The sequence below is a fragment of the Flavobacterium ginsenosidimutans genome, assembly GCF_003254625.1.
Lineage (GTDB): Bacteria > Bacteroidota > Bacteroidia > Flavobacteriales > Flavobacteriaceae > Flavobacterium > Flavobacterium ginsenosidimutans.
Genome location: NZ_QJRJ01000059.1, coordinates 18,881 through 42,547 on the forward strand (window position 1 = coordinate 18,881; position 23,667 = coordinate 42,547).

Annotated in this window: 19 protein-coding genes and 1 tRNA gene; 9 read left to right on the forward strand and 11 right to left on the reverse strand. The window is 34.5% G+C overall.

Annotation, left to right across the window (positions count from 1 at the left end):
- The first annotated feature begins 35 nt into the window (after positions 1-35).
- The 4 genes from DM444_RS00815 (at position 36) to DM444_RS00830 (ending at position 2,957) form a co-directional block, all read left to right on the forward strand.
- The gene (locus DM444_RS00815; protein WP_111283084.1) at positions 36-515 is read left to right on the forward strand and encodes a YybH family protein; all 480 of its coding nucleotides are present in this window, start codon (positions 36-38) and stop codon (positions 513-515) included.
- Between the two features lie 64 nt (positions 516-579).
- Positions 580-1,059, forward strand: a complete 480-nt coding sequence (locus DM444_RS00820) for a hypothetical protein (RefSeq protein WP_111283086.1) — start codon at positions 580-582, stop codon at positions 1,057-1,059.
- A 76-nt stretch (positions 1,060-1,135) separates the two neighbouring features.
- Positions 1,136-2,194, forward strand: coding sequence for a hypothetical protein (locus DM444_RS00825; RefSeq protein WP_239455550.1), 1,059 nt, complete (start codon positions 1,136-1,138; stop codon positions 2,192-2,194).
- Positions 2,195-2,660: 466 nt separating this feature from the next.
- Positions 2,661-2,957 carry a hypothetical protein gene (locus tag DM444_RS00830; RefSeq protein ID WP_111283088.1) on the forward strand — a complete coding sequence of 99 codons (297 nt, stop codon included), beginning with the start codon at positions 2,661-2,663 and terminating at the stop codon, positions 2,955-2,957.
- A 49-nt stretch (positions 2,958-3,006) separates the two neighbouring features.
- Here the strand turns inward: DM444_RS00830 and DM444_RS00835 are convergent, their stop codons facing one another.
- The 11 genes from DM444_RS00835 to DM444_RS00885 all read right to left on the reverse strand — a co-directional run bounded on the left by DM444_RS00835 (position 3,007) and on the right by DM444_RS00885 (position 13,402).
- Complete coding sequence (locus DM444_RS00835; RefSeq protein WP_111283090.1) at positions 3,007-4,455, reverse strand: ATP-binding protein; 1,449 nt, start codon at positions 4,453-4,455, stop codon at positions 3,007-3,009.
- 159 nt (positions 4,456-4,614) lie between these two features.
- Positions 4,615-5,034: an arsenate reductase ArsC gene (locus DM444_RS00840; RefSeq protein WP_111283092.1), complete on the reverse strand. Its 420-nt coding sequence runs from the start codon at positions 5,032-5,034 to the stop codon at positions 4,615-4,617.
- A gap of 130 nt (positions 5,035-5,164) precedes the next feature.
- On the reverse strand, positions 5,165-5,635 hold the full coding sequence (locus DM444_RS00845) for a DUF6428 family protein (protein WP_111283094.1): 471 nt from the start codon (positions 5,633-5,635) through the stop codon (positions 5,165-5,167).
- Positions 5,636-5,693: 58 nt separating this feature from the next.
- A complete protein-coding gene (locus DM444_RS00850) occupies positions 5,694-6,020 on the reverse strand; it encodes an ArsR/SmtB family transcription factor (protein ID WP_111283096.1) in 327 nt (108 codons plus the stop codon).
- Between the two features lie 123 nt (positions 6,021-6,143).
- Complete coding sequence (locus DM444_RS00855; RefSeq protein WP_111283098.1) at positions 6,144-7,244, reverse strand: DUF1214 domain-containing protein; 1,101 nt, start codon at positions 7,242-7,244, stop codon at positions 6,144-6,146.
- Between the two features lie 58 nt (positions 7,245-7,302).
- Positions 7,303-8,703 (reverse strand): DUF1254 domain-containing protein, encoded by a 1,401-nt coding sequence (locus tag DM444_RS00860; protein ID WP_111283100.1) that lies wholly within the window; start codon positions 8,701-8,703, stop codon positions 7,303-7,305.
- A 209-nt stretch (positions 8,704-8,912) separates the two neighbouring features.
- A complete protein-coding gene (locus DM444_RS00865; RefSeq protein WP_111283102.1) occupies positions 8,913-10,007 on the reverse strand; it encodes an exopolyphosphatase in 1,095 nt (364 codons plus the stop codon).
- A gap of 233 nt (positions 10,008-10,240) precedes the next feature.
- A tRNA-Glu gene (locus DM444_RS00870) sits at positions 10,241-10,312 on the reverse strand.
- 391 nt (positions 10,313-10,703) lie between these two features.
- Positions 10,704-11,102 (reverse strand): lipocalin-like domain-containing protein, encoded by a 399-nt coding sequence (locus tag DM444_RS00875; protein WP_111283104.1) that lies wholly within the window; start codon positions 11,100-11,102, stop codon positions 10,704-10,706.
- 58 nt (positions 11,103-11,160) lie between these two features.
- Complete coding sequence (locus tag DM444_RS00880; protein ID WP_111283106.1) at positions 11,161-12,279, reverse strand: TlpA disulfide reductase family protein; 1,119 nt, start codon at positions 12,277-12,279, stop codon at positions 11,161-11,163.
- A gap of 43 nt (positions 12,280-12,322) precedes the next feature.
- Positions 12,323-13,402, reverse strand: a complete 1,080-nt coding sequence (locus DM444_RS00885; RefSeq protein ID WP_111283108.1) for a TlpA disulfide reductase family protein — start codon at positions 13,400-13,402, stop codon at positions 12,323-12,325.
- Positions 13,403-14,539: 1,137 nt separating this feature from the next.
- Between DM444_RS00885 and DM444_RS23835 the strand changes: the two genes are divergently transcribed.
- From DM444_RS23835 to DM444_RS00910, 5 genes are read left to right on the forward strand one after another with little or no spacing between them, the layout of a single operon-like run.
- Positions 14,540-15,673, forward strand: a complete 1,134-nt coding sequence (locus DM444_RS23835; RefSeq protein ID WP_239455552.1) for a hypothetical protein — start codon at positions 14,540-14,542, stop codon at positions 15,671-15,673.
- The gene (locus DM444_RS00895) at positions 15,673-16,128 is read left to right on the forward strand and encodes a T9SS type A sorting domain-containing protein (protein ID WP_111283110.1); all 456 of its coding nucleotides are present in this window, start codon (positions 15,673-15,675) and stop codon (positions 16,126-16,128) included. The genes DM444_RS23835 and DM444_RS00895 overlap by 1 nt, the downstream gene beginning before the upstream one ends.
- Before the next feature lie 3 nt (positions 16,129-16,131).
- Positions 16,132-22,644, forward strand: coding sequence for an RHS repeat-associated core domain-containing protein (locus DM444_RS00900; protein ID WP_111283112.1), 6,513 nt, complete (start codon positions 16,132-16,134; stop codon positions 22,642-22,644).
- 6 nt (positions 22,645-22,650) lie between these two features.
- The gene (locus DM444_RS00905) at positions 22,651-23,154 is read left to right on the forward strand and encodes a hypothetical protein (RefSeq protein ID WP_111283114.1); all 504 of its coding nucleotides are present in this window, start codon (positions 22,651-22,653) and stop codon (positions 23,152-23,154) included.
- Positions 23,155-23,190: 36 nt separating this feature from the next.
- Positions 23,191-23,661 (forward strand): hypothetical protein, encoded by a 471-nt coding sequence (locus DM444_RS00910; protein ID WP_162614892.1) that lies wholly within the window; start codon positions 23,191-23,193, stop codon positions 23,659-23,661.
- Positions 23,662-23,667 lie beyond the last annotated feature (6 nt).

The window sequence follows — 23,667 nt, forward strand, 5'->3', positions numbered from 1 at the left end:
AAATAATCTTATATCAACTTGAAAATTAAATATATATGAAAAATAAAATAGTTACAAGAGTGATTCTCGCGGGATTCTGTGTTTTAATGGTTTCCTGCAATACAAAAAAGGATGAAAATGTTGCGATTGACTTGAAACAGGTCAAGAAAGAAATTCAGGAAAAAGAAAACGAATATGCTGCAACATATAACGCAGGTCAGTTAAAAGAGATAGGGTATTACGCAGAAGATGCTATAACTTTTTATCAAAACAGACCGCCAATTATTGGTAAAGAAGCCAGAACAGAGTTTTTAAAATCAGATTTAGCAAATAATACCAATGTGATTTCATTTGAAACCAAAGAAGTTTTTGTCTCTAATGACGGAAAAATGGTTGTAGAAGTTGGTTATTACAAAGTAACTGATTCAACAAACACTCCAATCAATACAGGAAATTATATGAGCCTTTTCGAAAAAAGAGATGGTAAATATGTGTGCTTGAGAGATATGAGCGCTTCTGATGGATTGACGGAATAAAATAACATCCAATACTTTTTAGCTATGACTTTAGCAAATAATTAAAACGAATAAATTAAAAATTATGAAAAATATACTATTTATACTTATGATGGTTTTGGGGTTGAATGCTTCAGCACAGGGTTCTACAGATGAAATCAAATTGATCCAAGACCTTTATGGAAAATCTAAATCAGATGTTGTTAAAGAATATTTGGGTTTATCTGAGACACAATATGCAGCATTTCAGCCAATTTATGACAGTTACGAATCACAACGCAAATCTTTAAGTCAGCAGAAAATTAAGATTTTAGAAGATTATGCTCAGAATTATTCGACTCTTAGCGATGCTAAGGCTACAGAATTGACAAACGCAAATTTAAAATACAATCAGGATTCTGAAAAATTACTTGCCAAAACACATTCGAAATTGGCTAAAGCAATTGGCGGAATCAACGCTGCCAAATTTGTGCAGTTAGAATTGTACTTGCAAGTAACTATTCGATCTGAAATTCAAAACGCTATTCCTTTTATTGGTGAATTGGATCAAGCCAAAAAACATTAGACAATTTCTGGGTAAAGAGTAGAAAGTATAGAAAGAAGCTTTTCTACTCATCTTATTAATATTTTATACTCTTACTATGATAAAGAAATTCACAAAATATTTGACCATAACAATGCTCTTGTTTACCCAGCTGATTTTTTGCCAGTCTGAAAATGATGTTAAAGAACTTGGACTTCCTGGAGATAATTTGGATTTGTATGCTGTAATGACGCTGTTTCAGAAATCAAAAACCATTGAGGAATTTGAGAAAAACCTGAATCTGGAGAAAACAGGAATCAATAATCTGGATTTGAATCTGGATAAAAAAGTAGACTTCATAAAAGTAAATACCAAGAAAAATGGCAACTCGTTTACTTTTGTTCTTCAAGTTGCAGTAAGCAAATCAGAGAATCAGGACGTTGCCGTTATTTTAGTCGATAAAGACAAAAACGGAAAAGTAAAAATGCAGATTGTGGGTGATGAACTCTTATACGGTAAAGATTATGTTATTGAACCCGTATCAAAATCAGAACCTGCAAAAACAGCAAATCCTGCCTATACAGGAAATGATCCTGTTACCACAACACCAGCCGTAACAGCAGTTGTGGTAGAAACTGTACCAATCGTACAGTATGTATATTCACCAGCTTATGTGCCATATTATCCACCTTACTATTACGGATTTTACCCTCCGTACTTTGCTGCTTTTACAGTAATGGCAGTAGGTATTTATCGTCATAACCATTATTACCATCATCATGGTTATCACGGTGGGCATTACCACGGCGGAAACAATGTATATATTAATAACAGAAACAATTTTAATAATTACAACAATAACAAAATGAGATCTAATACCGTACGAAATAATACGGCCAATAATAGATACAACAATAATCGAGGAGGAGCATCTGCAAGTACACGTCCTTCAGCAGGAACATCCGATCGCGCTAGAAATACCAATGCGTCAGGAAGAACGCGCCAGAGCTCATCACCAAGTGCAGGTACTTCAAATCTTAATAGAGGAAGTTCTTCAAACTCCAATTTTAATAGAGGAGGTTCTTCGTCAAGAGCAAGTGCTGGACAAATGGGTGGTGGTTCTCGCGGTATGGGCGGCGGAGGCTTCGGTGGTGGAGGCGGCGGAAGAAGACGATAAATAGTTTTTAAAAACAGTCTTAACCGAGGTAAATATTATCCAACATCCTATTTTGTACTCAATTTTAGAGTTTCATTCTTAGGTTGATAAACGGCGTTTTTTATAATGTTTCATCAAGAAAGTGCGTAAGAGCTTTGGTCTTACGCATTTTTGGTTTTAATATCTGATGCGATTGTGTTTAAAAATATACACAAGATTTTTGTAGCTATTCATTCCGTAAGAATGTTTCGTCGGTAGAATTAAATATGAATTATAGATATACGTTCCGTAGGAACGTTTGATTAATTGAACGTTTTTTTATTTTCCTAAAATCAGATGTCCCTACAAGACATAGCGCTAAATAATCATTTTTTTCTACCGACGAAATATTCCTAACGGAATATTAAGTATTGTTATCATATAAGATAACCGATTTATGAAGCCATATTAAGATATTTGAATTATTGAAAATGAAACAAATAATAATATGGATATTAAAGAATTAAAAGACCTAGAATACATTAAAAGACTATCAGCTCAATATTTAAATATTCTAAAACCAGCAGATAAAAATTACAATGCCGAAATCAAAGTTTTAAATTATTCAGAATTGGGTTGTGTCATTACCAGTATGCTAAAATTGTGTATTATGGCATTAGAAAACGATACAAATAATAAATCTTCAATAGATGTTGGGTTGGTTTTAGAACAAGCACTTCATTTATTTCCTATTGATGAAATGGAACTTTTGGATGTTATTAATGAAGTGCTGGTTAAGGAATGAGGCAGAATGAAAAAAGCTCCTTAGAAATCTAGAGCTTTTCTTATTATGTTTAAAATGATGTATTTTTCATTTTCAAAGTATTCTCGCCAATATTAAATGCATATAAAGCTGATGGCACAAAAGTAAAGCGCAAATCACTAATTTCTTTTATCCCATCTTTATCAAGAGAGGTAATTAATGCGCTTTTGAAATCATTAGCCTTACAAAATTGTATAAGACTATTTAATTCTTGTGGTTTATCAAAATAACGATTACTCCATTTGATCTCAAGTGCCCAAAGCGGTTTAAATTTTCGATCATCTAAAAGTACTAAATCTACTTCTCCTTCTTTTTTATCTTTCCATCTGGCATAAGTTAGGTCTAAATTTTCTCTGTGCATCCATTGAGACAAAATAGCTGTTTCAACCATATTTCCCATTTCACTATCTGTTTCAGATATAGGAGAAAATAATGCCGTTCTTAAAGATGGATTAGTTAGATAAACTTTAAAACTAGTTATCCTTTTCAATCGTTTAGCATTAATATCAACTTTGTTTAATACTTTAATTAAAAATGCAGATTCTAAATATTTTAAATAATTCTTTAAGGTTTCTTTATTTATACCGCTTTCCTTAGACATTGTTTCAAATGAAAATTCATTACCTGTATTATATGCGATGTAAGTAAAAAAGCGATTTAATTCCTGTACATCTTTAATTCCATAGAGACTTGGTAAATCTCGCAAAAGAACTTTGTCTACAATATCATTTTTTACGTATCTTCCCATATCACTTTGTATTTTTTCGGACAAAACAACTTCAGGGTAACCGCCAAAATTTAAATAATTAATAAATTCTTTATTTAGAGCTTTAATGTCATGTGTCAAAGTATAAGAAATTTTGCGATTGCCATAATCAATTTCACCATCTTTTGTCAAATGGTTCATGTTTTTCAAGTGAATATACTCCTGAAAGGTTAATGGAGGAAGCATAAAATCAGTAAATCTTCCTGCTCCACTTTCAGTGCTATGCCATCTTAAAGCTGCTGCTGCCGAACCTGAAACAATAAATTTGGTATCAGGATATGAATCAACAAGAACCTTTAAGTGTCTTTCCCAGTCTTTTAAGTATTGTACTTCGTCGAAAAAAACATAACAGCCATCTAAACTTTCTAATTTTACGGCATTTTTACAGAGAAGTAATATGTCTTCTAAGCTAAGATTCAAATATAGAGGATTGTCGATACCTACAAAAAAGATTTTTTGCGGATTAATTTTTTCTTGAATCAATTGGTCTATAGAATGAAACATCATTACAGTTTTTCCAACACGACGCGGTCCCATAAGTACTACTGCTCGTCGAATTTCCTTCTCTTTAACGTATGGAAAAAACAAATCAAAATAAAGTCGTTTTTGCATCTTTTGATAGGCTGAATGTACAGCCTTCGAAACCCACCATGGATTTTCATAATGCAAACGTTCAATAATTTTTTCTGTTGGAATAATACTTGAAATCTTCATAATAAAACTTATTTAATCAAAAATAGTAAAAATAAGCATGTTGTATTGTGTTTATTTTATATTTTTTGCACATAATAAGAGTTAAAAGTCTTTTTTTTGTTCTTATTCTCTCTCTCTTTTAAAATAACAAAAAGCTCCAGATTTCTCTGAAGCTTTTTGTTATGCAAAATTTTCTATGACAAAGTTTTCGCAATAATCCTTTATCATTTGGCGCACAGTTCTAAACTCGTTGGCAATTTCAGAATCCGTTCCAGTTGCTTTTGCTGGATCGGGAAAGTTATAATGAAATTTAATAGCCTTTGTTGGAAAAAATGGACATCGCTCTTTAGCATTATCGCAAACTGTAATAACGTAGTCAAAATCAATATTTCGATATTCATCAATATTATTTGATGTGTGATTTGAAATATCGATGCCATCTTCCAGCATTGTTGCAATCGCTTTTGGATTAACGCCATGAGTTTCGACTCCTGCACTATAAACCTCAGCTTTATTGCCTGTAAAATGTTTCATATAGCCTTCTGCAATTTGGCTTCTGCAACTATTTCCCGTGCAAAGGATTAATATTTTCTTTTTCATAATTTAAACGAATAACCAAATGATATTTATAATGCAGAACTTTGGCTCAAAGCCAAAAATTAGCTGTAGTAAAATAACTGACGCAGTTATGATAATAGGTTTTTTGTATTTAATAATTTTCGCTTTCATTTTAGCAGCATCCTGAGTTTGGCGTACAGCAAGAGGCACTATCATTCAATTGAATTAAATTTATCTTTTGCTTTTCAGTAGGAATTCCGCAAGAATCTTGAGCCAAGCAGGCAGTTGTTTTATTTTTCAGAATAAATGTTTTTCCATTAAATCCTAAATCATATTTCCCGATCGTTTCGTTTTGATATTCTACTTCAATTTCTAAGTCTTCAATGCTTAACTTGTCTTCAGATAATTGAATGATATGTAATAGTTTAGAAGGTTTTAAACGATGTTCAAAATCGTTGGCATTCCAAAGCTGAAAGTTTACAACTTTCTCATCTCTAATTACTCCGCCACAATCGATAAAATGTTTGGTGATTATTCCAACTTCTGTAACATGAAAATGTTCTGGTACAAAAGCCCCATTTTCCAATTGAAACTCAACATTATCTAATGTTGGTAAAATTTGTTTTACTTCTGATAATTTCATGATCTTTTGTTTATTGTTTAAATGCAATATTGCGATAAACTTTATCAAAAAAAATGTCTTAACAACATTTTGATTTTGAAATAGTTTGTGTGATTTTTAAAAAATAAGAGTTTAAAATTTCGATTGTTTTTTCGTCAATGCAATAACAAATCGCATTTCCAGAAATATTTCCTTTAATGATGCCTGCATTTTTAAGTTCTTTTAAATGTTGCGAAACTGTGGGCTGGGCAAGAGGAAGTTCATTGACAATATCTCCGCAAATACATTCATTAACTTTTAATAAATATTCGATTATAGCAATTCTTGCGGGATGCCCCAAAGCTTTAGCAATAATCGCTATCTGATTTTGTGCGTCTGTAAAATGTTCTGTTTTAGTTGCTCCCATAACAATAATATTAATATTGCAATATTACGATATAGTTTTTAGATGATGAAACTTTTCATAGATTAATTTAAAATAAAAAGCTCCAGATTTCTCTGAAGCCTTAATTTTATTGATACTAGATATTTATTTAACTTCAACCGCTTCAGGAAATTTCCATGAACCATTAAGTATTTCTTTATGCGGACGATAAAGTCGAACCCAATAATTCCATCCAGCAGCAACTGGAATACAGTTTGGAGTTTTTCCGTCACATCCGCCAAATTGTATTGTGATCGATCCATCGGCATCTTTTTTTGCCGTGATGTTGTTTAATGTGTACATATTTAGATCATTTTTTTCAAAATAACCTTCTTTATTATATACACTTACAGACCAAAATCCATCAACAGGAACATTTTTAACTTTAAGTTTATAGACTGTTTTTTCGTCATTTTTTTTAGGATAAACAGAAAGATAAAGTGCGTCTTTTTCTGGATTTCCACCCCATCCTGTCGCGGTTCCTAATAAATGACGTGTTTCATCAACTTTACCTTTTAAACCAAACATTCCTCTTGTGTCAGATAATTTTTTAGAAACTTCAATTAAAGAATCTCTAACTTTCTTTTGACTCACTAGATCCCAATTTGGAACCGTAAAAGTTCCTTTGTCTTTTTGGCTAATTTTAATTGCGTCTTGTAATGCTATAACTTTTGGCGAATCATTAGGATCATTAGGATCAATAAAAGTTCTGATTCCTAACATAAGATATCGCGTTCCGATTTTTTCTTTATTAAAAGTAAAGGTTCCGGGTGCATAATAGGTTTCGGAATAGTGATCTTCGTTAATAATCTGCATAGACATAAAACGTTTGCCAGAATTTGGTAACGTTACAGTTACTGGTCCAGCATCGAGATCATAAACTCCTGAAGAATACAATACATCGCGGTTAGCGCGAATGACAGTTTGTTTGTCAATTGGCATTAAAGTTTTATAATGATGTATGTTGCCAATACCGCCAGCATCTTTAACAGAAGTTGTAAAATAAAGATCTGTTTCTGCACGATTAAAATTTGCTGCAGTTACAGGAGTACTATTCTTTTGCGCCAATGAATCAGTATTTGTAGTAACGGAGTCTTGTTTCAAGGTTTCAGAATCGGTTTCTGATTTCTCGTTATTATTCTTACACGCAGAAGTAAATAATAAAGTAACTAATAATATTCCTGATAGTAATTTGTAACTTTTCATATTATTTGAAATTAAAATTAGAAAAATGGTTATGATTTTATTTCTGAAATTATGATTATCATTTTACAATTTCTGGAAGAGGCATTTTCCAAATGTTATTTATAACGTCTGGCTGCGGACCATAAATTCTCATCACAAACATGAATTTTTCATCTTTAGGAGTCGGAAGCCAATTGCTTTCTTTGTCTTTTCCAGGAGAGTCTTTTTGTAAATAAAAGATCAAATCTCCATTAGACTCATATTTTAATCCTTTTGTTTTATTGCCAATAGAATATCTGTTAATTGGATTTGGAACCAGAAAACGTTTAGGAAGATTATACATTGTAATGCTCCAAAAGTATTTTGCTTCAGGCAATTGATCTTTTGTGAATTTCAAAACATAATTGTTATTTCCTGAAAGCGGTTCATTATTTTTATCGACGTTACTTCCGGTATAAACAGCTTCCTCCTTAGTATTTCCGTAAATTCCGGCAGCCGCGGCAATTGCACGGTTGAGAAAGTTGTTTTTAAGTTCTGCGCGTGTGCCAAAAAGACTTCCTGCATCTTTTACATTATCTATTTTAGACTCCAGTTCTTGTTTGGCTTCGGCAATTCCTTTTTCAATTGCTTTAATGGTTTCGGGTGGATATTTTGAACTGTCAAAAGATTCTCCAGGCACAATTCCAATTTTGGCAAAACGTTTTCTAAGTTCTTTTTCGCTGCTGTCTTCGTTTGTATATTGCAATAAAGAATTTAGTGCACTAATAAATTGAAGGGAAGCATAATCGCTTTCTTTCCAGACTGGCAAAGGTAGATTGTATTTTTTTACAGGTGGGGCAGGCTGTTTTGTATACTCATGCAATGGAATTAATTTGTACTGCGCCTGTATTTTTTTAAGATTTGAAACGTCGGTTGGATCATGTAACTGAGTACGGCCTACGAGGTATATTAAATTGGTTTCAGAATGTAAAACCTTATCAATGCCTTTAGGAGTTTCTCCTTTCCAATCTGGTCCTGCAATGAGATATTTACCTGTATTATTGCCAGTTGCTCGCGATCCCACATATTCAAAATTGAAGGTGTAGAGATCTACAAACTGCATTACATAGTATCGATCGTTTTCTATTTTTGGCACTTCAAGAATAACAGGTTCGTCTGAAACATTAATTGGTGCCATTGAGTACGGAGTATCGTTATTTATGGTTATGATTAAAGTATCCGCGGGAGTTGCGCTTGCAGCTACGCTTTTGAATTTGTTAAATCCTGAATATTCTTTAGCTTCTTTGTTGATTGCACTGGAGTAAATAGCTTTGTAATTATAAAATATTGGATAGCCGTATATCCAGGCCTCTTTTGCAATAGCAGTTATTGAATCGATGGATTCAGCAGTTGTAGTTTCTTGTTTATCTGCGGAATGATCTTTCTTGCAGGCTGTTGTGCTTAAAAGTACAATTGTTAATAGTAAGACTAGATTTTTCATAATTCAAAACAGTAAGATTTAACAAAGAGTCTATTTCTTAATTAGGTCTTCTAAAATTAGATTTTATGAAAGTATTTCGGTTTTTTTTCAATCGAAAGATGGTTTCAAATTATAACTTGAAACCATTTTTTTGTTTTTATAATTAGCTTAAAGCCATAAAAAAAGCTCCAGATTTCTCTGAAGCTTTATAAGATTGGAAAAGTAAAATCTTAGAAATTAGTATTTACTTTTTTAGAACGATCTGCAATGTATGAGATTAACCAAGTTACTTGCCCTTCTTTTACAAAAAGTATTTTCTTTGTTGCCAAGTTTGGAATATTTTCCAGACAGCTAACTAAGATATTATTAGCCGAGATAAGATTTTGCTGGTCGTAAGTACTTAAAACTCTCGCAGCTTCTTTATTGGTTTTAGCAAGGCTGGTATACTTTCCGAAATTGTTTTTAAGAATTGCATCGTAATTTACAACATCTTCTAGAGTTAAAGCAATATAGTGTTCTTTAACATCTTCGTTATAATATAGTGTCGAAAAAGCCCAAACTGCACCACCTGATAAATATAATTTTTCTTTTTTCTCTAAAGGCGGATTTGCATCAAACAAGTCTTTAATTTTTTTGCGAAGAACAGGAACAAAGTCAAAAGATTTTTCTTGGTAAGTAGACATATCGTTTGCCTGACTCTGATTGTAAACCGTTTTCTTTACAGCATCAGTAAGAGTCATTGTGCCAAAATCAAGTTCAAGCGGAATAAACTCTAATTTACCGCCCTCAAGCTCGTCAATGTAACCTCCTTTAGTCGTTTGCGCACCAATATCAAGCAAGAAAGCGTTAGAAAAATCAACTGGCGGAATTGCGCCTTTAACCAATGTTTTTGGTTCTTCGTTTGCGTTTAATACTTCAAGTTCTTTGTTTGCTAGAAGCATAATTTTGTTTCTTAAAACATCAAGATTACGTGCAGATTCAAAAACAGGAGCAGCAACGATAAAGATGTTTTCATCAAGCAATTTATTTTCTGCTTTTATCTTTTGCAATTGGTTGGTAACAATAACGCTAGTTTTAGTAATGTCTTCTGCAGTAAGTTCGCCATTAGCAGCAATATGGTCAGCAAAAGGAATTCTTTCAGTCCAGAAAGAAATAATTTTATAATCTGCTTTTTTGATGTTGCTCACATCGATAACAGAAACTTTTATAGCTCTACGTCCAATTTCGATTCCGGCGTAGATACTTTTTTGAGAGAATGAATTAACGGAAAAAAATAAAGTTAAAAGGGTAATAATTAAAATTTGGGGTTTGTTTTTTGTAAGCATTGTATTGAATTGCGGTTATTATATAATTGTAAATTAGACTGTACGATAACTATTTGTTCTGGAATAGCAAAGTAATGACAACTACTTTTTTAAAGCGGCAAATTTATGAAAAACATCTGCTAAATGAAAAGTAAGCTATTAAGAAAATATTATTTAATTATAGAGACGCTGTGGGTGAGGTTTTTAGCAAATAAAAAAAGCTCCAGATTTCTCTGAAGCTTTGTGTTTGTAAGTAGTCCGTGGGGGAATCGAACCCCCCTTACCAGGATGAAAACCTGGCGTCCTAACCGATAGACGAACGGACCTGCTTTCTTATTGCGGGTGCAAAACAAGGCAATTATTTCCATAATACCAAATAAAATAAAAACTTTTTCTTTCGATTATTTTGCAAAACATCACATTTTACAAGATTCATTCAAAAATAAATTGAGTTAAGTGATTTGTATTTATTTGATTAATAATTGGTTGTTTTGTGTTTAAATAAAGGTAATGAGAGTTTTTTGACGAAAGAATAAAATTTAAAAAAGTTTAGATTTATTTCGATTTAAAGGAAAAATCTTATGGTTTTTGAGTCGGTAAATTCTTTACAATTTTTATTTTATAAGTCTTGAAACTTCTATAAAAAACAAAAGCTTCAAAGAAATTTGAAGCTTTTGTTTTGATATGGGGACTTGATGAAGATTAACTATGCATTTTTTAATTGATTCTTTGAAATTTTTGAGAATATCCTTCATTAGAAATAAAATGCAAAATCAGATAATTGTCTTTCAATTCAAATGATATTGTAGCAATATTTGGGTTTTGGCAATTTGTTGTTATTTTATTGGTAGTTACGCTATAACTTCCAGAACTTTTTATTTCATCTGAGTACGGATCGCATAAAGAAGTGTTGGTTGCTATAGTTCCGTTGCTTTTAAACTCAATGGTTTTATTGCTTTCAACAGCTCTAAAAGTTCCGCTTCCGTCACCTGGATCAGCCAAAACTTCAATTAGTTTCCAACTTCCTACTACTGGCGATTCTATTTTTTCTTGGTCATCACTACTGCAAGAAAAAAAAAGACCTATTAGCATTAAAAATATAATATTCTTTTTCATATTTATTAGGTTTATGATTACAATAAATAGATGCCGAATTATGAAAAAGGTTGCGTTATTATTTTTTTAATATTTTCTTTTCCAGTTTATTAATCAGGCTACCTTTGCCGTAACCAGACCATTTGTCTATGATTGTTCCTTCAGGATTAATTAGAATAAAAGTTGGAATGCCTTGAATGCCATATTTAATAGCAGTTTCGCTAAATCGGCCTTTGCTGTCCCATACACTATTCCAGATAACTTTGTCTCTGTCTACAGATTTTAGCCAGTCTTCTTTTTTTGGATCACAAGAAAAACTTACTAAAGTTAAAGAACCCGAATAGGTTTCATTAATTTCAGCCAGTTCCTCTGCTGCTTGAATACAAGGTCCGCAAAATGCAGAAGTAAACTCAATTAAAGTAAAAGAACCTCTAATGTCTGAAAACTTAACTTTTTCGCCTTTTTGATTCCAGCCTTCAAAATCGTGATATTTATCTCCAACTTTCGAAATGTTTTCTTTCAAAAAGACTTCAACAACTTTAGCATATTTACTTTCTTTTATTTTGGGAGTATATTTATCGTATATTTTTTGAATTGTGTCTTTTGGCAATTGATTCTTTAGATAACCAAGCTCTATTATACTTGCGTAGCTGTCTGGATGTGATTTTACATATTTAATGCGCAGTTCTTGTGTAATGCTGTCAATGCCTTTAATTTCGTCCCATATTTTTGCGCCAGCTTCTTGTTGCTTATCTTTTGGCAACTGCAAAAATGAATTTACAAGAGTTTCTCTTTTCGCAAAATATTCTTTTGTGAAACTTTGAGAATAATTAAAATCTTCCTGACTTTTTGAGCCTTTGATTTCTACATTTCGAGGAAAATCTTTAATGTCTCCTTTGATTCTGATATTATCGTTGCCAATAAGTAAATTAGTATATATAAATTTTTCATTCACAATAGCGTAAAGCCAAATTTGCTCTGGCGGACTAGCTAATTTTCCTTCAAACCTAAATTTATTATTTTCTACTGTTGTGCTATCTATAATAGCATCTGTTGCGAGGTTTTTTAAATAGAATTTGGTTCCATTTTGAAATCCAGTTACTTGACCATAAATAGTAAATTTTTCTTCTTTTTTAATAAAAGCTACTATTACTATAAACGTGCAGATTAAGAAAAATATTCTAGATAATGATTTCATTGTTTTTTAATTGAGTCTTCTTAAATAATTTACAGAAAGGGAACTAGATTGTTGTTGTTTTATCTATTGTATTAATGATCTTCGAAATATCATTTGCAGCATTAAGCAATACTTTTCCGTCCTTATTAAGTAAGATTAAATTTGGCACAGCAAAAATATTGTATTCTTTTTTTATCGCATTATTTCTTTTTGGCAATCCAGAAAGATTAAGCCAAGGCATATTTTCTTTTTCTACTGCCGTTTTCCAATTATCGTATTTATCATCTATACTTAGACTTACAATGTTTATTTTATCTTTATAATCATTATGAAATTTTTTAAGCTCTGGAATTTCTTTTCTGCAAGGACCACACCAACTTGCCCAAAATACTAAAAGTACCGGCTTGCCATTGCTTACTTGATCAAAAGTGTAATTTTTGTTATCAATGTCAACCCAATTAAAATTTTCTCTAAATCCAAATTTTTCTATTTTTTCTTTATTATTGATATAATCCGTAAGCATATTAAATGGAACAGATTTTTTTATTTCGTCAGAAAACAAAGAACTGTATTCTCTTAATTGATTGACAGAATACTGCTCCTTACTCCAAAATAATTTATACAATAGCGCGAAATTTGATGCGTTTTGTTTGATATTTTTATTCGAAATAATTGGCTCTTTCCAGCCTTTCATAAACATTTCAGCTTCTGGAGACCCTTCAAAATTTACGCGATAGTTTTTTAAACCTTTAAATTCTATAATTTCATACACGCTATCTGTGTTGAATTCAATATTTTCATTCCCTAAAAGAATATCACCCCAAAAACTTTGCTTTTTAGAAGATTTGTCCCTAAAACCTAAAGTTGCAACTTTCTTATTGTTTTTGAGAAAATAAATGTAGGCATGTTTAGGCTCTCTAACTTTAAAATGATACTCAAATTTACCTTCTTTTGCTGGTATGGTATCAAATGTTTTTATCGAATCTCCAAGAGCTTCTTCTCCCCACATATTAATAACTACTTTGTCAAAATCTGTAGTGAGCTTGCTAATATCAGCTTTAATAATACCTGATTCTTGTTTTTTTTGAGAGCACGAAAGTAATAGAAAAACAGACAGTAGAAAGGAAAAGTATTTTAGAGTCATATTGATACTTTTAATGTTTTAAAAAGAAATCGAATAAATTACTAATCAAATATAGAGTAAAAAACAGGTAAAATAATACGTAAAACCACATCATAAATGATTTTTGTATTGATTATGAATTGGTTTGTAAAGGAAATCTAAAAGATTATAAAGGCTTAGTGAAAGCTCAGAAAACCAAAAAAGCTCCAGATTTCTCTGAAGCTTTTTGTTTTAGTAGCGGGAAGCATTCAATTATCTAACCGCTTTTTTGATGATTTTAATGAGGTGTTAAGATTAGTTTCTTGACCTGTTTGCAGTGGTCCTGCTTATTGTTTGAAAGTGGTGATTGAATAACGGGCTAATTTATTGTCACTGCAAAGGAAGCTAGTAGCCTTCCTGCTGGCAATTTATGAACAAACGCTTTGAAATAAGCTTCTAGAGATTTACATTTAAGGAGAGGGGATATTTTGGATGCTTGATCAGAAGCTTATCAGCTTGAGTTTTAACTGCCCGTCTATATTTATCTATCGACAAACGGATTGTTTAAAAATCAAGTAGGGAGACTTTGCTGAAAAGTTAAATTACTTAGTCTGCATTTTGCGGAGTTTAATTTCAACTTATAAGACTGTTTCCAATATAGAACTGTAATCCATTAGAAGTTTTTTGGAGTTAGCTGTTAATCCTGTCTTTCCTATTTTTTCCAATCTTTAAAATCATCAAAAAAAATGTCAAAATGAGGAATCCCGTAAAGAAAATAGGGAATGCTTTTGTTTATTTGCGCGCAAAAAAAATTAACGAAGCATTAACAATTGTTTATAGCTTTGGACTGGGATTGAATGATCCCGAGAATCAGATGATTTAAAGATTTCGGTAGCCTAATCCAGTCATGAAAATAAAGGTTTTCTTAATGCTATCAATGCTAGGGGCACTATTTATGAATTAGATCAGCCTTTTTCTGAAATAAATGAGTAATGAACAACAATAAAGATTAACATAAAAAGGAAAAAAATGAACAGATTATCTAAGCTCTTAATTATAATAATTATTTTGAATTGCAAGCATCTGGCGGCTCAAAATACATTTCCAACCACGGGAAATGCCGGTATCGGAACAATAGCACCAGCCGGGAAGCTAGAGATAGTTACAGGAACTTCAGGCGTGCCGACCTCAATAGGGGCATTATCTTCAGGCTCAATTGCATTTGCAAATAATAATGCATCTTTAGCAATACCGACCCTTTTCAGTAAAAGCAGCAATTCGGCAGGTTTTTCAATTTTTACGGGTACAAATAATGTAAATGCCAGTCCGGATATGAGATTTGTAGTAATGAAGGAAGACGGAACCGATTTCACCACACTAACATCAAGCGCATTTAGATTTTCAAGATATAATTTATCGCTGTTTGATATTCTAAGAAATGGTAATGTTGGCATTGGCACAACGGCGCCAGTTGGTAGGCTTAATATTTTTACAGGTTTGACAGGCAATACGCTTGATCTGGCAAACCAGCAGAATGGCAGCATATCGGTAAACAATTCTAGCGCAACATTAGCATTTCCAACAATCACAGGAAAAACAAATGATGCCATATCTGGTTTGCGACTAATGGGGGCTACTCCTGACACAAATGGCAATCCTGATATGTCTTTCGATGTTAGGATGAACACTAATGCTGATTTTTCTACACTGACAACATCTGCTTTTAGATTCACAAGATATGGATCCGCACTAGTTGACATATCAAGAAATGGAAACGTCGGAATCGGAACTGCATCGCCAGTAGCGAAATTTCATATTGTTGATACAAATGGAGGAGTTTTCTTTGATGGATCGAATACGGCCTATAACAGGTTTAAATCGACAAATATTGCTCCGACTGTTGCAAAACCATTGTTGTTCAGTGCACAGACATCAGGAACCACTCCTGATATATACATCAGCACTTCAGGAAATGTGGGCATAGGAACGACAATTGGAACAAATAAGCTTGATGTCAATGGCACAATCCATTCAAAAGAGGTAAAAGTGGACATGACAGGCTGGTCTGATTTTGTATTTAAGAATGGCTATGAATTGCCAACACTTGCTGAAGTTGAAAAGCATATTGCCGAAAAAGGCCATTTGGAGAATATTCCGAGTGAGGAGGAGGTTCTGAAAAACGGAATCAGCCTTGGGGAAATGAATTCCAAACTGCTGCAGAAAATTGAAGAGCTTACTTTGTATGTGATAGAGCAGAATAAGGCTATTGAGGAATTAAAAAAGGAAGTGAAGGATATTAAATCAAAAAATTAATGAAAAGAATAATTACTCTTCTGCTTTTTGGAATTTGCTCTTTAACAAATGCCCAGCAGAAAATAACATTCGGATATGACAGTGCAGGAAATCAGATAAGCCGCAATTTGTGCTTAAGCAACTGTGGGGGTACGGCCAAAACAGTAGAGGAAACCAAAGAAATTGAAGCGCTGGTAGAGGATGATCTGCTTAAATTTTCAGAGGAGGATGTCATCTCCTACTACCCTAATCCAGTGAAAGAGCTGCTCTACATAAAATGGGAGCTGATCAACAGCAGCAAGGTGTCTTCCATCACCGTTTATGAAATATCGGGACAGGTTCTGCAGACTTTTTCGAGAACAGAAAATACGGATAATCAGACTATTTCCTTTGGGGAATATCCAAGAGGGGTCTATCTGGTGGCTCTCAATTATGGAAATGGGGAGCAGAAGACAATTAAAATCATCAAGCAGTAATATATGAAGCATTTCTACCTAACATTCCTATTTACCGGTTTATCTTTTTATGCTTCAGCCCAGGACTCAGGGGGAACGCCAGTTGAGGGGGTGACTCTTATACAGAGAGCCAATGAAGAAGCAGAAACTGCAGTTGGCAACATTGAAAATAATAGTGAAATTTCCAATTTGGCAGCCATAAGCGCAATACCTGGACCGACGGGAACTTCGGCTGAAGTGGGCGTTACGGAAGGACAATTGTCAGTTTCGCTTAGTGGTGCAGCCAACTACTCCATTCCCATTGCGGTGCCTGCGGGAATTAATGGCGTAGTGCCGCGAGTGAATCTAGTTTATAATAGCCAGTCAGGAAATGGAATCGCAGGCTACGGCTGGAGCATTTCAGGCGTTTCAGCCATAACCAGAATTCCCAGAACAAAATTTCATGATGGAAGCGTAGGAGGAGTAAATCTTGACGCTAAGGATCGTTTTGCCCTAGATGGACAGCGATTAATTTTAAAAACAGGTGCGCTTTACGGTTCGGCAAATACGACTTATGAAACAGAGAACTTCTCCAATGTGAAGATTAAAGCTGTTGGAGTATCTCCGCTTGGGGCTAATTATGGTCCGGCGTCTTTCTTAGTGGAATACCCTGATGGCTCGATTGCGGAGTATGGCTCTTCTTTAGACTCGCAGTCAATTAAAGCTTGGGTCATTAATTATTGGCAGAACCCGCAAGGGGTAAGAATTTCGTATAATTATGCTAAATCGCAGAACAATATCATAGTGACAAGCATTAAATATGGAGCGCTGGGAACAGGAACTCCCATTAACGAAATTAAATTTCTTTACGGGACACGCTCACGTCCAGAACAGTCTTATATAGGGGGCGAAAGCATTCTGGATGACAAAATTTTAGAAAGAATTGAAGTTAAAGGCAATGGACTGGGTTTTAGGAATTACGATTTAAAATATATTTCCAGCACTATAGGATACCAGCGCCTGGAGAAAGTATTTGAATTAAGCGGAGATGGAACGAAAAGCTATAATCCAACAGTATTCACCTATGAAAATACCAGCGAGTCTATATCATATGCAGATATTACTACAAAGGTAAGCCTAGGAAATGTATCTTCTCAAAATGTAGCCACTGTTTCCGGAGATTTTGGAGGGGATGAAAAAATGGATTTTTTAATCTATCCTACAATAGAGCCGGATGCAAAATCAAAGTATTGGCTGTACTCGGATATAAATTCCGGTGGAAATAATATAGGCTTTGAGCATAAAGTAGGGGCTTTTGAAACTATCTTTCCTGTCAGCTGGCTGACTTGGAACAATAAATTATGGTCAAAACAGGGATGGGCAGTAGTAAAAAAAACGGATTTGAATTATACTTTTACTGTTTTTTCTGCCGGAACAGTCACTCCTGTCTATTTTCAGTACGAAAAGACGGTTAGCTTCCCCACTATATCAGTGAGTGAAGCAAGAGAATGCTCAGAGTATCAGGTTGAAAAAATTTTTCCAAAAAAGATACTTTCTGGAGATTTCAACGGTGATGGACTCACTGATGCAATTGCGATTGATCTGCAGATGACAGAATCCTTCTATCGAGGTTCTGATTGCGATTATATAACTTATGAATTGATAGATTCAAAAAAGGTCTATTTTGTCGATTTAAAAAGAGATAACACATCTAATTTCTTAATCTATTCGGGAGAATTGGCATCAGTTGTCACTTCCGTCTCTAAGGTGGAAGTGGCGGATGTGAATGGTGACGGGAAATCTGATTTTATAATTTTTGAAAAAGGAAAAGCAAGTGCCTATGCCCTCAATGACAGCAATCAGCTTGTACTATTATTTGAGTATGCTGATTCTCAAATTTTTTCAAATTCGAATTTCCCTCTTCTCGGAGATTATAATGGAGATGGGAAAACAGATTTTATGATTCCTGCTGATGGAAGCAATAGAACCATGTCATGGATTACTTATACATCAACGGGCACCACTCTTGTGAAGATGCCTTTTTATGGTGTTTGGTATTATCCTAATGAAAGCGATTCCACCCACAATTATATTGCTACCGATTATAATAAGGATGGAAAATCTGATTTAATTAGAGCTGATAGCTCTAAACTCGCCAATTCATCGTCGGGGCGAATAGATATCGAATGTTTTGGCAATAAAGGAGGCATTTTTTCTTATCCTAATTCGGCTTCATCTTCGAGCATAAGCAGTCCTGATATTAATTTGGGCGCACTGCCCATTTACTTAACCACAGGAAGAGGAATACCAAGCGATGGCAAGCCATATAATCCAACTTTGGAAATTGCATTTTTGAGCAATAACAAGATATTTTATTTTAATTCCAATAAAGACAGCAACCAGGACCAATTGCTTCGGAGCATAACAACAGGAAATGGAGTAAGAGAGCTGATTACCTACCAGCCACTGTCTGCAGCTTCAGTGAATGAGGGACGTATGCCAGTATATTCGAGCGGATATACGGAGAGTTATCCTAACACAGATGTGGAATTTGCGCTGGCTGTTCAAGTAGTTTCTAAATTAGAGAGGTTAAGCGCCTCGGTGTACAAAAAACAGCTGTTCGCTTATGCTGGAGCAGTATCCAATTTAGAAGGGTTGGGCTTTATGGGATATCGCGCATCAATGCGAACAAATTGGTTCGAAGAGGATAATCAGGCGATTAGTTCTGTGTCTAAGTTTGATCCAAGCCTGCGTGGCGCTATAGTTGAGGATTATACCTATCTGGGTGTCGTTGGCCCTTCAATAGCATTGAACAGTGCCGCTCCAAACATTCCTAGAGCAAGCCAAATTACGGTAGACAATACCAGAACGGCAACCGAGACCATTTTGGCGACAAACAGTATTACGTTTAGCCCAGGTGCAGTCATCAAACCTGGAGCAGGCAATGCTTTTACGGCTAAAATCACTTCCGATTATGATGCGAATGGCTATACGGAAACAAATGCCATTCCGCCTTATGGGCTGATAAGCAAATCTCTTTTATTTTATGAATCCAGCCTGTCTGCTTCAAAAGTATTCAAGCTGCAAAATGTAAGATCCAACAATTATGATATTCTAAATGACAGCAGTGACGAAACCAATACTGTGTATGATGACTTTAATAATCCTACAGAGTCTATAACTAAAATCAGATCTGGAGGAGTCAACCAGCAAGTCACTACTACTACAATTGCTTATGACCCGCTGATAAATGCCCCTTACATGGTGGGCAGACCAAAAAGCAAGACCCAAAATGTGGCTGCTTCTGGCGATAGCATGAATTCTAAGGAGACCTATCAATACGGTTCGGGATCTGAAAGCAATCTGTTGAAGATAATCCAAAAATGGGGCAACAATACAAATGCTATAACAGAATCCAATGTGTATGACGCTTTCGGAAACGTGACATTAAAAAAGATATCGGCATCTGGCCTCGCAGATAGGCAAACGAGTTTCGCATATGATCCTACAGGCATTCTGTTAAAGGAAAGCACTGGAATTGAGGGATTCAAAACAGCATTTGAGTATTATCCTAACGGAACCCTTAAATCGGAAAACAGGCAGACCGAGCTAGGCGTTTGGAACAATGCCCTGCTGACGGGGTATGAATATGATCCATGGTTCAGAAAAACTGTGGTTACCGATTATTTGGGCAAAACCCACACCTATGCATACATACGAGAAAATGAGAGAGCCAAAATTACGCTGACCGGAAACACTGACGATACTTATAGCGAAGAGCTGTTTGACGAATTGGGAAGAAAAATACGCACTGGCATAAAAGGCGTGCATGGCATTATGTCTTATGTAGATTTCAAATACGATATTTATGACCGTAACTATAGTGTCAGCGAACCTAATACGGGGTCTCCATTATGGAATACTACTTTATATGACGTTTATGGACGTCCTGAAACTATTACAGATTACAGAGGCAAAATCTCAACTGTGAAATACGATAAGCGAACCACTACAGTAACGGATGGCGCTACCGGTCAAACTAAAACAGGGACTAAAAATGCTATGGGCAATTTGGCTTCCATGGTTGAGAGCCCAATAGGGGGCACCATAAATTACAGCTATTTTGCCAACGGAAATCTAAAGGAAACCAATTGCAATGGCAGCAAAATAACGATAGGTCAAGATGGCTGGGGGCGCAAGATCAGCATGAGCGATCCGTCTGCCGGAACCTACACATATGCTTATAATGAACTTGGCGAAAGCACAAAAGAAACCACTCCAAATGGCACAAAGACCTATAAGCTGAATGACTGGGGCAAACTTGAAACAAAAACCATAGCGGGCATTAACAGTAGCAGCACCACCCAGTACACTTATGCTTCAGACAGCAGGCTGCTTTCAAAGACGGTTTATACTGATGGAGGAGATGCAGGAAAAGCAATTATTACCGATTACACTTACGATTCCAAAAAAAGATTGGAAACTGTTACCGAAACCACAGGCTATGGCGCTGTTTTTACAAAGAAGATTGAATATGATGCTTGGGGCAGGATTGAAAAAGAAACCAAAACGGCTTCTTTAAACGGAAAAACAAGTTCATATAGCACGCAAAATGAATACAAAAATGGTTTTGCATATAAAGTATACGAGCTAAAGGGCGGACAAAAAACGAAAACTCTTTGGGAAGCAACCGAGGTAAATGCTCAAGGGCAGGCCACCAAGGCATTGCTGGGCAATGGAATTGCCATTAGCATGGATTTTGACAGCTACGGCTATATCACCAATGCAAAGCATACCTTAGGCACGTCTCTTATAATGGAATTAGGAACCAGTTTTGACACTCAGCGCGGGAATCTCAAATGGCGTAAAAACAGCCTTTTCGGAAATGTTACTGAAAATTTCGGATATGACAGCCAAGACCGCCTAATACAGTATCCTAATGCGCAGGGTGTGCAGGAAGATCAGGCCTATGAAGACGATGGACGGATTAAGTCAAACGGATTGGGAACTTATAATTATGGCAGCTCAGATAAAAAGCACCAGAATACCTCTATAACACTGACTGCTCAGGCCTCAACCGATTATCAGAACAGGCCCTTGCAGACAGTCAGCTATAACACTTTTAAGAGTCCGGTTGAAATAGCGGAAGATGGCAGAGATAAAATAAGCTTTGTGTATAATGCAGACGATAGCCGCAGCGTAATGTTTTATGGAGGCTTGGGGCTCAAAGAAACCCGAACCTACCGAAAGCATTATAGTGCTGATGGCGCGATGGAGATTAAAGAAAATTCGCAGACAGGAGAAATTGAGTTCGTAACTTATGCGGATGGTGACGGATACTCGGCTCTCGTTGTTTATAAAAAAACATTCAGCAGTGCAGGAGCTGTACAGGAACAAACTCTATATTTGCATAGAGATTATCAGGGAAGCATCTTGGCAATAACTAATGAGACGGGAGCCGTATTGGAGAAAAGGCAGTTTGACGCTTGGGGGGCTATTGTAAAGGTGCAGGATGGCGCAGGCAATGCATTAAACGGTCTTACCATTCTTGACAGGGGATATACAGGGCACGAGCATCTGCAGAGCGTAGGTCTGATTCACATGAACGGGCGTCTGTATGACCCTAAACTACACCGCTTCTTGCAACCGGACAATTATGTGCAAGATCCTAGTAATACCCAAAACTATAATAGGTATGGCTATGTTTTAAATAATCCTCTAAAATATACAGATCCTAGTGGGGAATTTAAAATTAATTTGAATGACATAATTGCGGGAGTTGCAGTCGTAGCTGGAACTATTTTATCTTTTGTACCAGGAGGTGCGACTATTGGGGTTCCATTAGTTGCAGCTGGAGTCGCACATTTTGGTGCTACATATGCCGAGTATACTAAAACAGGAGATTGGAATGCTGCTTCAAATAATGCTGGGATCAGTTTTAGTGTAACGGTAAATACTGATTTTGGTTATGATGATTCGAAAAATCATATTCCTGGTGTTATTCAAACTGGATCTGTTGTTAACGGAGGGGGAAAATCCTATTTAGGTTTTAGTTCTGATGAGAAAAATGATTATTTTTCATCGTTTAATAATTGGAGATCTTCTGTAGATTGGTATGGAGCAACAAATGCAGGTATGGGAATTTTGGGTGGTGTGATAGAAGTTGCTACTGGTGTTGCAGGAGAAGGCTTTACAGCAGGATTTAGTACTGCATTAATTGTGGATGGTTGGTATCGAATAGGTGCAAATAGTGTTAGATTGGGAATGTATTTGAGTAATGAAAAATTGGTTGGGGATGTTGTTCCTAGCAATATTGGAGCTTATGCTGGGAAATTTATTGACGGAATGAATGGCGGAAAATTTACAGAAGTAGGGAACTGGCAGATAGGTATGGGGTTTGCAAATGATTTAACAACATTTGCGCTTACAGGAGGAAATGGAGGGGCCCTTAATGATATTTTTACAAATCCAACGAGTATTAGAGCTTTCGGGTTGTTTGTTAATACTTATACTATTTATGATTATAAAAATTTAGTAGAACAAAAAAATAAAAAATAAAAAAATATGGTATATAGAATTAATAATAATTTTGATAAATGGATCGAAAAAACACAATTATACTTTTTTATAAGAACTATTTGCTCTGTTCCAATAGCCATTTTTACCGCTTACGCTATATTTTTAGGTTCAAATAGTAACTCGTATAGTGACGCGAAATTTGGTATAGCAGGGGTAATTGTAATATTGTTGTTTTTCTTTTTCGCTTATTTTCGAGCAGGATCCATATTTAATAGAACTATTAAGGAAATTGAAATAAATGAATTTGGCTTAGTTATAACAACATATAAATTTAAAATCTTTGGAATATTTGCCATACTTGGAAAATATATAAAATATGATTACAAGGAATTGAAGTTTTTTCTTAATGAATTTCCACTGAAACAAACTAGTAAAAATGCCACAATAGAATGTTACATTTTAGTAATAAAGGAAGTTGAATATTACTTAATCTATAAAGAATTTGGCGATTCATTAATATCGGATTTGTTTTTAAAAACAAATAATTAAATGAACTATACAGCTAGTTATAAACTTTCGGCATTTGTGAAAAAAGTTGAAAAATTAATTGTTGGTAATGGTTTATCTACTTTTATCTTTATTATTTTTCCTTCTATTTATGTGTTTTTTATTGATGGTAGTATCACTTTGAATTTGTTTTGGAAGTATGAAATTGGATTGATTATTATAAATTTGATTACTTTTTTGAGACTTTTTCAAAAAGGAAAAATATTAAACAAAACAATTAATACCATCACAATTGAAGATGAAAATTTAATAATCAAAACCCTTCCATTTAGAGTTCTTAAATATTGGACTTTAAGACAGAAAATGGAAAAGGTAAAATTATCAGAGGTAATTCTTAGAACACATATATATCCTTTAAAAGACAAAGATTATCTTTTAATTCAGTCTTGTTTTGTGATTAAAATAGGTGAAGATTCTTTTTATTTTTTGAGTCAATTTTTTGATAATAAATTAATTAATCACATTAAGGTAGATAAAAAGTACAATTGATTGTGT